The sequence below is a fragment of the Streptomyces sp. NPDC088157 genome, assembly GCF_044741545.1.
GTDB lineage: Bacteria > Actinomycetota > Actinomycetes > Streptomycetales > Streptomycetaceae > Streptomyces.
In genome coordinates this window covers 582,408-594,999 of sequence record NZ_JBIUSU010000005.1, presented here as the reverse complement: position 1 = coordinate 594,999, position 12,592 = coordinate 582,408, and the positions used below count along the sequence as shown (strand labels likewise).

The following is a 12,592-nucleotide window of genomic DNA, read 5'->3' as shown; positions in this document are numbered from 1 at the left end:
TACGGCGTGAGTCAGGTGCCGTGATGCGACGGAAGGGACGGCATGTACGGCTGGATCTGGCGGCATCTGCCGGGAAACGCGTGGGCCAAGGCGCTGATCTCGATCATGCTGGTCGTGGCCGTGGTGTACGCGCTGTTCCAGTACGTCTTTCCGTGGGCCGAACCGCTGCTTCCCTTCAACGATGTGACGGTGGACAACCAGTGAGCGCGCGCATCCTTGTCGTCGACAACTACGACAGCTTCGTCTTCAACCTGGTCCAGTACCTGTACCAGCTGGGCGCCGAGTGCGAGGTCCTGCGCAACGACGAGGTCTCCACGGCCCACGCCCAGGAAGGTTTCGACGGCGTACTGCTGTCCCCCGGGCCGGGTACGCCCGAGGAGGCCGGCGTCTGCGTCGAGATGGTCCGGCACTGCGCGGCCACCGGTGTCCCCGTCTTCGGCGTCTGCCTGGGCATGCAGTCGATGCAGGTGGCGTACGGCGGTGTGGTGGACCGGGCGCCGGAGCTGCTGCACGGCAAGACCTCGCTGGTGGAGCACGGGGGCGGGGGCGTGTTCGCGGGCCTGCCGACCCCCTTCACGGCGACCCGCTACCACTCGCTGGCCGCCGAGCCGGCGACGGTCCCGGCCGAACTCGAGGTCACGGCCCGTACGCACGACGGGATCATCATGGGTTTGCGCCACCGTGAACTGTCCGTCGAGGGAGTTCAGTTCCATCCGGAGTCGGTGCTGACCGAGCACGGGCACCGGATGCTCGCCAACTGGCTGGTGGAGTGCGGCGACCAGGGCGCGGTGGCGAGGTCGGCGGGGCTCGCCCCGGTGGTGGGCAGGGCCACGGCGTGACCGCGCTGCGTCCCGAGCGCGAGGACTCGTACGGCACCGCGTCGTACGAGTCCTTCGGCGGTGATGCCTACGGGGCGGCCCCCTACGCCGGGGAGCCGTACCAGCCGCCGATGGACGATGAGACGGTGGCGCTGCGTATCCCGCCGCCCGCGTCCATGTCGGGCGGCGGCCGCATTTCCGCTTCTGGCGGCTCAACAGGCTCTCCTGCCCCTGGCACCCCGGCCGGTGGGCGTGCGGCCCGCAGAAAGGCCGCCAAGGGCCGTCGTGGCCGTCATGGGGGCCCGGGAGAGGTCTCGGAGTCGTACCACGGGGCCGACGCGCCCGCGCAGGACGAGCGGCCGCTGTCGCGCGTCGAGGCGCGCCGGCGGCAACGGGCCCGTAAGCCGGGCGCCGCCGTGGTCGCCAGCCGGGCGGTCGGCGAGGTGTTCATCACCACGGGCGTGCTGATGCTGCTGTTCGTCACCTACCAGCTGTGGTGGACGAACGTGCGGGCGCACGCGCAGGCGGACAAGGAGGCGAGCAGCCTCCAGAACGACTGGGCGAGCGGCAAGGGGGCCCCCGGGGTGTTCTCGCCCGGGCAGGGTTTCGCCATCCTGCACATTCCGAAGCTGGATGTGGTGGTGCCGATCGCCGAGGGCATCAGCAACAAGAAGGTGCTCGACAAGGGCATGGTGGGGCACTACGGCGAGAGCCCGCTGGAGACGGCGATGCCCGACGCGAAGACCGGCAACTTCGGACTCGCGGGTCACCGCAACACGCACGGCGAGCCGTTCCGGTACATCAACAGGCTTGAGGCGGGCGACGACATCGTCGTCGAGACGCAGGACGAGTACTTCGTCTACAAGATGGCGTCCTCGTTGCCGGTGACCGCGCCGAGCAACACGAGTGTTCTGGACCCGGTGCCGCCGGATTCCGGATTCACCGGGCCGGGCCGGTACATCACCCTCACCACCTGCACGCCGGAGTTCACCAGCAAGTACCGCTTGATCGTCTGGGGCAAGATGGTCGAGGAACGGCCGCGCAGCAAGGGCAAGCCGGATGCGCTCGTCGAGTAGGCACGCAGTCGAGCGAGGGCAGAGGAACGTGGCAGCGACCACCGGCGACACCGAGCACGAAGAGCACGCGCGTGTGGATGCGCCCGAACCGGCGCCGCGGCGCCGCGGGGGCGGCAGGATCGCGTTGGCCGTCAGCGTCTTCGGCGAACTTCTCATCACGGCGGGCCTGGTGCTCGGCCTGTTCGTCGTCTACTCCCTGTGGTGGACCAACGTCGTGGCCGACCGGCACGCGGACCGGCAGGGCGACAAGGTGCGCGACAACTGGGCGCAGGAGGACACCGGCCCGGGGGCGCTGGACACCAAGGACGGCATCGGCTTCCTGCACGTTCCCGCGATGAGGAACGGGGAGGTGCTGGTGGCGAAGGGCACCTCGTCGAAGATCCTCAACGAGGGTGTCGCCGGCTACTACACCGACCCCTTCAAGGCCGCTCTCCCGACGAGCGGCAAGGAGGGCAACTTCACGCTCGCCGCCCACCGCGACGGCCACGGCGCGAAGTTCCACAACATCGACAAGCTGGAGAAGGGCGATCCGATCGTCTTCGAGACGCGGGACGACTGGTACGTCTACAAGGTGTACGCGGTCCTTCCCGAGACCTCGAAGTACAACGTCGAGGTCCTCGGCCAGGTCCCGAAGGAGTCCGGCAAGAAGAAGGCCGGCCGCTACATCACCCTGACGACCTGCACGCCGGTGTACACCAGCCGGTACCGGTACGTGGTGTGGGGGGAGCTGGTGCGGGTGGAGAAGGTGGACGCGGACCGGACCCCGCCGAAGGAACTGAGCTGAAGTGACAGGCCTCCTTTCGGGAGAGCTTTCACCTAGCATGATGAAGGCCCGAAGCCGCAACCTTCTTTTGCGGCTTCGGGCCTTCTGCCTGGGGCCCGTGGTTACTCGAGAACCGTCAGGGCCGCCCCAGCGCTCCACTCCTCCAGCAGCCCCCGGTGCACGGCGGTGATGCCGGTCTCGGCGGCGATGTTGAGGGCATCACGTGTGAAGGGACAGGTGGCTACGAACAGTGCCACCTCAAAGTCGTGCAGGACCTTGGCTGCGCCGAGGAACTTCTGGAGCTCGGGGCTGGTGATGGAGAGGTGGGGCGCGAACCTCTTGCACTGCACGACGAGGCGTCGCCCGTGGGCCGTGAGGGCGGTGATGTCGACGCCGCGGTCCCTTCCGCCGCCTTGCACGACGACATTGGTGCAGCCGTCGCGGCGCAGCAGGGTGGCGATGTGCTCCTCGAACTCGCGTCCGTTCATGGCGTCCATGGAGGCCATGACTCCGGCGAGGGGCCGGTCCTCACGTGGGCCTTCCAGCCGATGCAGCCGGGCGTGGTGCTGCCGGAGCCGCTTTTCGACCTGCTGGACGCCTGCTCGGAGTGCGATCAGCTCCCGCTGATGCTCGCCTGATGTCTCGATCAGGGCGTTGAACATGGGTACGACGGTCTCGCCGAGGATGTGGGTGATGCGCTGGTCGATCCGGTCGTCGAGGGACACGGAGTGCGAGGGGACCGGGTTGTCCACGGGCTGCGTCCGCGCCCGGTACTCCATGTCGAGAAGGTATGTGCGCACCTGACGGGCGACTTCACTGTCCCGGAGGAGCATCGCGACGTTGAGGACCGCGCGACGGGAGTAGAGAGTGAGGCTGGACCGGGGCTGTGGATAACCCCCCGGATAGCGTGACAGGACGTCACGCTTAAACTCTGCCAGGTCAGGGCCCTGCAGGGTGAGCATTCCGTTGCCCGACAGCTCCCCATGGTGCCGTGCTTTGAGCTGGCGGATGGCCTCGGCGGTGACGCCGAAGTACGCCGCCACCATCGCCGTGGTCACATGCATCCCGTCCGGCAGCAGTGACAGTGCCTTCACCCTGTCGAGTACGTCCGTGCGGTCGAGCGCACTGTCGCGCAGACTCTTGGATTCAAGCAGTGCCGATTCGTGGATCACGTCTGCCCCTCTGTTCCGGTCGAGCCGTGCGGCCAGGGCAGAGCTGTGACGCGACACCCCACCCCAATCGATCAACGAGTCGGCAGATATGAAGACACGATCTTTTGGCGGCGGGTGCTGCGGTCGATTGAGGCGAAAGAGTGGAGCGGACCTCGGACCGAGCTCGCACCGCACAAAGGCGTGGGCCCCACCGGACGCATCCGGTGGGGCCCACGCTCCTGCCATGCGCGGCTGCTAACCGCCGGTGCCGCCGAAGAAGTTGACACCGCCGTTGTTGCCGCCGTTGTTGTTGTCGCCGTTCTTGAAGGCGACCAGGTTGACCGTCTGCCCCTTGTTGACGGTGCTGCCGGGGGCCGGGTCCGAGCTGATGACCTGGGCGTCGTCGTCCGAGTTACCGGTGATGTTGCCGACGTTCAGACCCGCGTCCTGGAGCGCTTTCTTGGCGTCCTTCACGCTCAGGCCCTGGAGGTTGTTCGGGACCTGGGTCTGGGTGCTCTTGCCGATCTGGATCTGGACCGTGGAGCCCTTGTCGGCCTGGGAGCCGATCGACGGGACGGTCTGGATGACCTTGCCGACCTGGTTCTGGTCCTGGGTGTCGACCTCGACGCAGTTGCCCTTGAGGTTGTTCTGCTGCATCTGGGCCTTGGCCTCGTCACAGCTCTTGTTGGAGACGTCCGGGACGGTGGACTTCTCCTCGGCCTTGGCGACCTCGAGAGTCACCGTCGAGCCCTTCTCCAGCTCCGTGGCCGGGTCGGGGTCCTGACTGAGGACCGTGCCCGCCTCCTGGGAGGACTCCGTCTGCTTGGTCTGCACCTCGAAGCCCTTGTCCTCAAGTTGCTTCGTAGCGGTCTCGACGTCCTTGTCGATCACGTTCGGCACGGCCACCTTCGGCGCGCCCGTGGACACCACCAGGTTGACGGTGGAGTCCTTGTCGACCTTGGTCGCGGGATCCGGGTCCTGGTCGCAGATCTTGCCCTTGGGCTGGTCCTCGCAGGCCTTCTGGGTGACCGTCCCCAGCTTGAGGTCGCTGTTGGTCAGCTGTTTCTGGGCGTCGGCCTGGGTCTGGCCGAGCAGGCTGGGCACAGGCACCGTGTCGTTGTTGACGCCGCCGCTGAACACCCACTTGCCGATCAGGACCGCGCCGACGAGCACCAGCACGGCGGCGACGACCAGCAGGATCGTCGAGGCGTTGGACTTCTTCTGGCGGCGCCGGTCGGGACGGTCGTCGTAGCCGTAGCCGCCGTCGTCCGGGTTCATGGGCGGCAGCATGGACGTGGCCCCGGCGTCCGCGGAGCGCATGGCCGTGGTCGCCTGGTCGTCGCCGTAGCCGCCGTAACCGACCGAGCCCATGGCCGCCGTCGCGCCGACCGGCTGGCCGTCGAGGCAGGCCTCGATGTCGAGACGCATCTCGTCGGCGGACTGGTAGCGGTAGTTCGGGTCCTTGACCAGCGCCTTCAGGACGATGGCGTCCATCTCGGGGGTGATCTCGGGGTCGAAGACGCTCGGGGGTTGCGGCTCCTCCCGGACGTGCTGGTAGGCCACGGCCACCGGGGAGTCCCCGACGAACGGCGGGCGGACCGTCAGCAGTTCGTAGAGCAGGCAGCCCGAGGAGTACAGGTCGGAGCGGGCGTCGACCTGCTCGCCCTTGGCCTGCTCCGGCGAGAGGTACTGGGCGGTGCCGATGACCGCGGACGTCTGCGTCATCGTCATGCCGGAGTCGCCCATGGCGCGGGCGATGCCGAAGTCCATGACCTTGACCTGGCCGTTGCGCGTCAGCATGACGTTCGCCGGCTTGATGTCGCGGTGGACGATGCCGGCTCTGTGCGAGTACTCCAGGGCCTGGAGGATGCCGATGGTCATCTCCAGCGTCCGCTCCGGCAGCAGCTTGCGGCCGGAGTGGAGCAGCTCACGGAGCGTGGAGCCGTCGACGTACTCCATGACGATGTACGGGATCGAGACCCCGTCGATGTAGTCCTCGCCCGTGTCGTAGACCGCGACGATCGCGGGGTGGTTGAGCGAGGCGGCAGACTGGGCCTCCCGGCGGAACCGGGCCTGGAAGGAAGGGTCGCGCGCGAGGTCCGCGCGCAGCGTCTTCACCGCCACGGTGCGGCCGAGGCGGGTGTCATGCGCGAGGTAGACCTCCGCCATGCCACCACGACCGAGCACGTGGCCCAGCTCGTACCGGCCGCCGAGGCGACGCGGCTCTTCCATAGCTACCTACCAGCCCTCTCCGTCGGTCCCGACCGGCACACGTGTGCGGCCGGAGGCTGCCGTCCGGGCATACCGTACCCGGATGGCGCTCTGTGACCTGGCCAAGCCCGTCACCCGATACAGGACCGGTATCGCAACGTGCACCGATGTGTAGGCGACGTGATGGGGGTCACTTCTTGCTGTCGATGACTGCCTTCATCACGTTCCTCGCGATCGGACCGGCCAGACCGCCGCCGGTGATGTCGCTGCGGTTGGCGGAGCCGTCCTCGACGACGACGGCGACGGCCACCGGCGCGCTGTCGTCGGACAGCTTCGCGTACGAGATGAACCAGGCGTACGGCTTCTCGCTGTTGTTGAGGCCGTGCTGGGCGGTACCGGTCTTGCCGCCGACGACGACGTTGTCGATCTTGGCCTTGCCGCCGGTGCCCTGCGGGTCGTTGACGACCGTCTCCATCATCTTCTGCAGGGCCTGCGCCGTCTTGGCCGAGACGGCCTGGGACAGCTGCTGGGGTTCCGTCGTGTCCAAGGGGTCCAGGTTCGGGGCCAGGATCTGGTCGACCATGTACGGCTTCATCAGTTTGCCGTCGTTGGCGACCGCCGAGGCGACCATGGCCATCTGGAGCGGGGTGGCCGCGTTGGAACCCTGGCCGATGCCGTCCAGAGCGTTCTGCGGCGCGTTGTCCTCGGGGTAGACGGACTTGGCGGCGCGCACCGGAGTGTCCAGTTCGGCCTCGTTGAAACCGAACTTGTTCGCCTGCTCGATCATCTTCTCGTTGCCGACGTTGTCGGCCATCTTCGCGAAGACGGTGTTGCAGGACACCATGAGCGCGTAGCGCAGCGTGGCGTTCTCGCAGGCGCCGTGCTCGTTGGTGAGCTTGGTGCTGGACTGCGGCAGCTTGAACGGGTCCGGGGTGTCGGTCTTCTCGTCGATGTCGGAGACCTCGCCGTTCTCCAGCGCGGCGGCGGCCGTGACCACCTTGAAGGTGGAGCCCGGCGGGTAGGTCTCGCGCAGCGCGCGGTTGAGCATGGGGTCGTCGGGGTCGTTCTTCTTCTGGACCGCGTTCCACGCCTCGGCGTCCGTGTCGGAGGATCCGGCGAACTTCGACGGGTCGTACGACGGTGTGGAGACCAGCGCGAGGATCTTGCCGGTGGACGGCTCGATCGCGGCGACCGCGCCCTTCTTGTCGCCGAGGCCTTGGTAGGCGGCCTTCTGTGCGGCGGCGTTGAGGGTGGTGACGACGCTGCCGCCCTCCTTCTCCTTGCCCGTGATCATGTCCAGGGTGTTGCGGAAGAAGAGCCGGTCGTCGTTGCCGCTGAGGATGCCGTCCTCCAGCCGCTCCAGCTGGTTGGCGCCGAAGGCCTGCGAGGAGTAGCCGGTGACCGGCGCCCACATCGCGCCGTTGGACCAGGTGCGCTTGAACTTGTAGTCGCCGCTGGTCTCGACCGAGCCGGTGATGGCCTTGCCGTCGACGATGATGTCGCCGCGCGGGGTGGAGTAGCGCGTGATGTTGACGCGGCGGTTCTTGGTGTCGCTGGCGAGGCTGTCCGCCTTGACGTACTGGAGGTAGTTGTCGCGCAGCAGCAGGGTGAGGACCAGGAGGCCGCAGAAGATCGCGATCCGGCGCAGGGGTTTGTTCATGACGGGCGGACCACCTGGGTCATCTCGGCGTCGGGGTTGGAGGCGGGGGCGGGCGCCGGGCGGCGCGCGGTGTCGCTGATTCTGATCAGGATGCCGATCAGCGCCCAGTTGGCGATGACGGAGGAACCGCCGTAGGCCAGGAAGGGCATCGTCATACCGGTGAGCGGGATGAGGCCCATCACACCGCCGGCGACGACGAACACCTGGAGCGCGAAGGCGCCGGAGAGGCCGATGGCCAGCAGTTTGCCGAAGGGGTCGCGGGCGGCGAGGGCGGTACGCACGCCGCGCTCCACGATCAGGCCGTACAGCAGCAGGAGGGCCATGATGCCGGCCAGGCCCAGCTCCTCGCCGAAGGTGGCGAGGATGAAGTCGGAGTTGGCGGCGAACCGGATCAGCTCGGAGTGGCCCTGGCCCCAGCCGGTGCCCAGCGTGCCGCCGGAGCCGAACGCCCACAGCGCCTGCATGGCCTGTTCGGAGTGGATGCCGGGGGCGCCGGACTGGCTGAGCTTGTACTCGCCCATCGGGTCGAGCCACGCCTGTACGCGTTGCTGGACGTGCGACTCGAAGCTGGCCACGCCGACCGCGCCGGCCGCGGACATCAGCATGCCGAAGACGATCCAGCTGGTCCGCTCGGTGGCGACGTACAGCATGATGACGAACATTCCGAAGAACAGCAGCGAGGTGCCGAGGTCGGTCTCGAACACCAGGATCAGGATCGAGATGATCCAGACGACGATGATCGGGCCGAGGTCGCGGCCGCGCGGCAGGTACAGGCCGAGGACCCGGCGGCTGGCCAGGGCGAGCGCGTCGCGCTTCACCATCAGATAGCCGGCGAAGAAGATCGCCAGCACGATCTTGGCGAACTCGCCGGGCTGGATGGAGAAGCCGGCCACCGAGATCCAGATCTTGGCGCCGTAGATGTTCTGGCCGAGGCCCGGCACGAGCGGCAGCAGCAGCAGGAAGAGCGCGCCGACCATGGAGATGTACGTGTAGCGCTGGAGGACGCGGTGGTCCTTGAGGAAGACCAGCACCACGACGAACAGCGCGATGCCCATCGCCGTGTACAGCAGCTGCCGCGGCGCGGCGGTACCGGCCTGTTCGATCCGCTGCAGCAGCTTGGACTGGTCCAGTCGCCAGATGGCGACGAGTCCGAGCCCGTTCAGCAGTGTGGCCACCGGCAGCAGCAGCGGGTCCGCGTACGGCGCGAACTTGCGCACGACGAGGTGTGCGACGCCGGCCAGCAGGCCGAGGCCGAGGCCGTAGCTCAGGAGGCCGGACGGCACTTCCTCGTTGATGGCCAGACCCACGTTGGCGTAGGCGAAGACCGGGATCACGACGGCGAACACCAGGAGCGCGAGCTCGGTGTTGCGCCGGCTCGGGGTGCCGATCGAGCCGATCGTTGACGTGTGGTGCGTCGGCGAGTTGGTTGTACTGCTCATCGTGTGACGGGGCCTCTCACGGCTTGCCTACTGCTCACCGCACCGCGAGACGACCTTCTGCTCTTCCTCCGAAAGGCTGGGGCCGGGGGTGGGAGTAGTGGTCGCGGGTGCGGACGGGGACGCGGTTGCCGAGGGGCTCGGCGATGCCTTGGACGTGACGGAGACGGGCGTGGTTCCCGTGGTGCCGCCGGCCTGGCCTTCGCCGGTCTTCGCCCCGGTCTTGCTCGCCGTGGGGGTCTCGGCGTGCTTCTTGCACGCGGAGGCCTGGACGGCCAGCTCGTCGATCTTCTTCCGGGCGGTGGACAGGTTGCCCTCGGCGATCGTCGCCTCGACCAGCTTCTGCTGGTAGTCCGGGAGGTACTTGAGTTCGATCTCGGGGTGGTCCTTCTCCACCTTCGACAGCGACACCCAGGCCAGGTCCTGGCTGATGCCCCGGTACAGCGCGACGTGCTCGCCCTTGGTGCCGACGTAGTACTGCGTCTGCGTCCAGCGCCAGCCGCCGTAGAGGCCGCCGCCGATGACGGCGAGTGCGAGCACGCTGTAGAAGGATCTCTTGAGCCACTTACGGCCCTTGCGGGGCTTGACGAAGTCGTCGTCGGTGTAGTCGCCGAAGCCGTCGGTGGGGATGAAACCGGTGATGTCGCCGGAGCCGGGTGGGCCGAACTCGCCGCCTCCGCCGCGCCCCTGCTGCCTGCGGCCGAGGCCCGAGGCGCGTCCCGCCGGGGTCTGCATGATGCCGTTGTCGTGGAGCTGGAGCTGGTTCTCGGCGACCGCGCCGACCACGACCGGGGTGTCGGACAGCTGCCCGGCGAGCGTGTCGCCGGTGTCCAGGTCGAGGACGTCGGCCACGATCACGGTGATGTTGTCGGGGCCGCCGCCGCGCAGTGCGAGCTGGATCAGCTCCTGCACGGTCTCCTGCGGGCCCTGGTAGCTGGCGAGGGTGTCCTCGAGCGTCTGGTGGGAGACGACGCCGGACAGGCCGTCGGAGCAGATCAGATAGCGGTCGCCGGCCCGGACCTCGCGGATCGACAGGTCAGGCTCGACGTGTTCACCACTGCCCAAGGCCCGCATCAGCAGGGACCGTTGGGGGTGGGTGGTGGCCTCTTCCTCGGTGATGCGGCCTTCGTCGACGAGGCGCTGCACCCAGGTGTGGTCCTGGGTGATCTGGGTCAGTACGCCGTCCCGCAGCAGGTACGCGCGCGAGTCGCCGACGTGGACGAGACCGAGGCGCTGGCCGGTCCACAGCAGGGCGGTGAGGGTGGTCCCCATGCCTTCGAGCTGGGGGTCCTCCTCGACCAGCGAGCGCAACTGGTCGTTGGCGCGCTGGACGGCGGTACCGAGCGAGGTGAGGACGTCGGAGCCGGGAACGTCGTCGTCGAGGGCGACGATGGTGGAGATGGCCTCGGAGGAGGCGACCTCACCGGCGGCGGCGCCGCCCATGCCGTCGGCGATGGCGAGCAGGCGGGGGCCGGCGTAACCGGAGTCCTCGTTGCCCTCCCGGATCATGCCCTTGTGCGATCCGGCGGCGAAACGCAGTGACAGACTCATGCGCACCTCGCCCGTCGGCCCCGGGTACAGCCGGTCGTGTCGAGCCACACTGCCCACCCTCCGGTCGGGAGCACACCGGGGCCATGGGTGCCGGCCGCCGCCGCGTGCTCGCTCCGCTCGCGCTCACTCATGATGCAGCACTACTTCCGAAGCTCGATGACGGTCTTGCCGATACGGATCGGCGCGCCCAGCGGGATCGGTGTGGGAGTCGTCAGCCGCGATCGGTCGAGATACGTGCCGTTGGTGGAGCCCAGGTCCTCGACGATCCACTGGCCGTCGCGGTCCGGGTAGATCCTGGCATGGCGGCTGGAGGCGTAGTCGTCGTCCAGCACGATCGTGCTGTCGTGCGCCCGGCCCAGGGTGATGGTCTGGCCCTGGAGCGCGACGGTCGTGCCGGTGAGGGTGCCCTCGGACACGACCAGCTTGGTTGGTGCGTTGCGGCGTGTGCGGCCCGCGGCGGCGGGCTGCTGGCGCTGCTGTGGAGGCGCCTGCTGGCGCTGTGCCTGCTGCGCCCGCCCGGCCTCCCGGCGCGAACCGCGCTGGGTGACGCGCGTACCGAAGAGGTCGCTGCGGATGACCTGCACGGCCACGATGACGAACAGCCACAGTACGGCCAGAAAACCCAGCCGCATGACCGTGAGGGTCAGCTCTGACATTGCCCCCGCTTCACCCTTCGGCTTGCCGGTAAATGATGGTGGTGCTGCCCACGACGATCCGCGAGCCGTCGCGGAGCGTAGCGCGGGTGGTGTGCTGCCCGTCCACCACGATGCCGTTGGTGGAGCCGAGATCCTGGATCGTCGAGGGTGACCCGGTCCGGATCTCGCAGTGCCGGCGGGAGACGCCGGGGTCGTCGATCCGCACGTCGGCCTCGGTGCTGCGGCCCATCACGAGCGTCCCGCGGGAGATCTGGTGGCGGGTGCCGTTGATCTCGATCCAGTGGCGGGTGCGTGACCCGGGCTGCGGGGCCCCGGCCAGGCCTCCACCGGCCGCGCCCGGGCGCTGGGCGCCCGCGGCGGGCGGGTAGCCGTAGCCGCCGGGACGGGCGCCGGGGGCGCCGGGCGGCGGAGCGGAGGGCATGGGCGGGGCGGCGCCACCGGCTCCGGCCCCGGGATAACCGGGTCCGGCAGGTCGCTGTCGGCCGGCGGCGGGCGCCTCGGGGGCCTGGCTGCTGGAGGAGGCGAGCGTACGGCTGCGCACCCGGTACAGACCGGTGTCGAGGTCGTCCGCCTTCTCCAGGTTGACCTTGATCGGCCCCATGAAGGTGTAGCGCTGCTGCTTGGCGTAGTCGCGCACCATGCCGGCGAGCTCGTCGCCGAGCTGCCCGGAGTACGGGCTGAGCCGCTCGTAGTCCGGCGTGCTCAGTTCCACGATGAAGTCGTTGGGGACGACGGTCCGGTCCCGGTTCCAGATGGTCGCGTTGTTGTCGCACTCGCGTTGGAGCGCGCCGGCGATCTCCACGGGCTGGACCTCGGACTTGAACACCTTGGCGAAGGTGCCGTTGACCAGACCCTCGAGACGCTGCTCGAACTTCTTCAGGACTCCCATGGGGCACCTCCTCCGTAGTGGCTGCCGTCCCGTGCCGTGCTGCTTACCTGGTACTGCTTACTGATCGTATCCACGCGCCGGTGAATCGGCTGGTTCCCCCTGTCGGCCTCGTCGACCGGTGTCGACACCCTCTTGCGCACCTGGTTCTGCCCAGGATCGTAGAGGCGGCCGAGGACCAGTGTCCCGCACCTGACTGTGGTCCTCGTCCGGCTCCTGGGGAGACGGCCGCCTTAGGTACGAGGTTGATACGTGAACCAGTCACCGCCGAGACGTACGGGGCTGCCCACGGCCTCCCACCTGCTCCCTGCCCGCACAGAAGGGATGTGAACGCACCCTGGCCCGCGTGCTAATGTTCTGCGTGTCGGAAGGCGCCAGGCCGCA

At 68.4% G+C, this 12,592-nt stretch carries 11 protein-coding genes; 4 read left to right on the top strand and 7 right to left on the bottom strand.

Translation table 11 applies throughout. From position 1 onward, the window contains the following. Window positions 1-42 precede the first annotated feature (42 nt). Genes ACIPFH_RS22795 through ACIPFH_RS22780 form a run of 4 tightly spaced genes read left to right on the top strand, consistent with a single transcriptional unit; the run spans window position 43 to window position 2,678 of the window. Entirely contained in the window at window positions 43-204 is a 162-nt protein-coding gene (locus ACIPFH_RS22795) for a hypothetical protein (protein WP_142265183.1), read from the top strand. Then, complete coding sequence (locus ACIPFH_RS22790; protein ID WP_401828825.1) at window positions 201-839, top strand: aminodeoxychorismate/anthranilate synthase component II; 639 nt, start codon at window positions 201-203, stop codon at window positions 837-839. Before ACIPFH_RS22795 ends, ACIPFH_RS22790 begins: the two co-directional genes overlap by 4 nt. Next, window positions 836-1,894: a class E sortase gene (locus tag ACIPFH_RS22785; RefSeq protein WP_401828823.1), complete on the top strand. Its 1,059-nt coding sequence runs from the start codon at window positions 836-838 to the stop codon at window positions 1,892-1,894. The genes ACIPFH_RS22790 and ACIPFH_RS22785 overlap by 4 nt, the downstream gene beginning before the upstream one ends. Further along, on the top strand, window positions 1,878-2,678 hold the full coding sequence (locus ACIPFH_RS22780) for a class E sortase (RefSeq protein ID WP_401828822.1): 801 nt from the start codon (window positions 1,878-1,880) through the stop codon (window positions 2,676-2,678). Before ACIPFH_RS22785 ends, ACIPFH_RS22780 begins: the two co-directional genes overlap by 17 nt. Window positions 2,679-2,779: 101 nt before the next feature. Here ACIPFH_RS22780 and ACIPFH_RS22775 read toward each other — a convergent pair whose 3' ends face one another. From ACIPFH_RS22775 to ACIPFH_RS22745, 7 genes are all read right to left on the bottom strand, one after another. Further along, entirely contained in the window at window positions 2,780-3,829 is a 1,050-nt protein-coding gene (locus ACIPFH_RS22775) for a restriction endonuclease (protein ID WP_401828821.1), read from the bottom strand. Window positions 3,830-4,063: 234 nt separating this feature from the next. After that, window positions 4,064-6,040, bottom strand: a complete 1,977-nt coding sequence (pknB, locus tag ACIPFH_RS22770) for a Stk1 family PASTA domain-containing Ser/Thr kinase (RefSeq protein WP_401828818.1) — start codon at window positions 6,038-6,040, stop codon at window positions 4,064-4,066. Window positions 6,041-6,209: 169 nt separating this feature from the next. Further along, on the bottom strand, window positions 6,210-7,679 hold the full coding sequence (locus ACIPFH_RS22765) for a peptidoglycan D,D-transpeptidase FtsI family protein (protein WP_401828817.1): 1,470 nt from the start codon (window positions 7,677-7,679) through the stop codon (window positions 6,210-6,212). Further along, window positions 7,676-9,118 carry an FtsW/RodA/SpoVE family cell cycle protein gene (locus ACIPFH_RS22760; RefSeq protein ID WP_401828815.1) on the bottom strand — a complete coding sequence of 481 codons (1,443 nt, stop codon included), beginning with the start codon at window positions 9,116-9,118 and terminating at the stop codon, window positions 7,676-7,678. The genes ACIPFH_RS22765 and ACIPFH_RS22760 overlap by 4 nt, the downstream gene beginning before the upstream one ends. Before the next feature lie 27 nt (window positions 9,119-9,145). Further along, window positions 9,146-10,666 carry a Stp1/IreP family PP2C-type Ser/Thr phosphatase gene (locus ACIPFH_RS22755; RefSeq protein ID WP_401828814.1) on the bottom strand — a complete coding sequence of 507 codons (1,521 nt, stop codon included), beginning with the start codon at window positions 10,664-10,666 and terminating at the stop codon, window positions 9,146-9,148. 140 nt (window positions 10,667-10,806) lie between these two features. Beyond that, window positions 10,807-11,322, bottom strand: a complete 516-nt coding sequence (locus tag ACIPFH_RS22750) for an FHA domain-containing protein (RefSeq protein WP_020130618.1) — start codon at window positions 11,320-11,322, stop codon at window positions 10,807-10,809. A 10-nt stretch (window positions 11,323-11,332) separates the two neighbouring features. Beyond that, window positions 11,333-12,211, bottom strand: a complete 879-nt coding sequence (locus ACIPFH_RS22745; RefSeq protein ID WP_401828810.1) for an FhaA domain-containing protein — start codon at window positions 12,209-12,211, stop codon at window positions 11,333-11,335. Between the last annotated feature and the right edge of the window lie 381 nt (window positions 12,212-12,592).

Coding starts and splice junctions, on each gene's coding strand:
- ACIPFH_RS22795 (WP_142265183.1), top strand. CDS start 43: ATGTACGGCTGGATCTGGCGGCATCTGCCGGGAAACGCGTGGGCCAAG.
- ACIPFH_RS22780 (WP_401828822.1), top strand. CDS start 1,878: ATGCGCTCGTCGAGTAGGCACGCAGTCGAGCGAGGGCAGAGGAACGTG.
- pknB (WP_401828818.1), bottom strand. CDS start 6,040: ATGGAAGAGCCGCGTCGCCTCGGCGGCCGGTACGAGCTGGGCCACGTG.
- ACIPFH_RS22765 (WP_401828817.1), bottom strand. CDS start 7,679: ATGAACAAACCCCTGCGCCGGATCGCGATCTTCTGCGGCCTCCTGGTC.
- ACIPFH_RS22760 (WP_401828815.1), bottom strand. CDS start 9,118: ATGAGCAGTACAACCAACTCGCCGACGCACCACACGTCAACGATCGGC.
- ACIPFH_RS22755 (WP_401828814.1), bottom strand. CDS start 10,666: ATGAGTCTGTCACTGCGTTTCGCCGCCGGATCGCACAAGGGCATGATC.
- ACIPFH_RS22750 (WP_020130618.1), bottom strand. CDS start 11,322: ATGTCAGAGCTGACCCTCACGGTCATGCGGCTGGGTTTTCTGGCCGTA.
- ACIPFH_RS22745 (WP_401828810.1), bottom strand. CDS start 12,211: ATGGGAGTCCTGAAGAAGTTCGAGCAGCGTCTCGAGGGTCTGGTCAAC.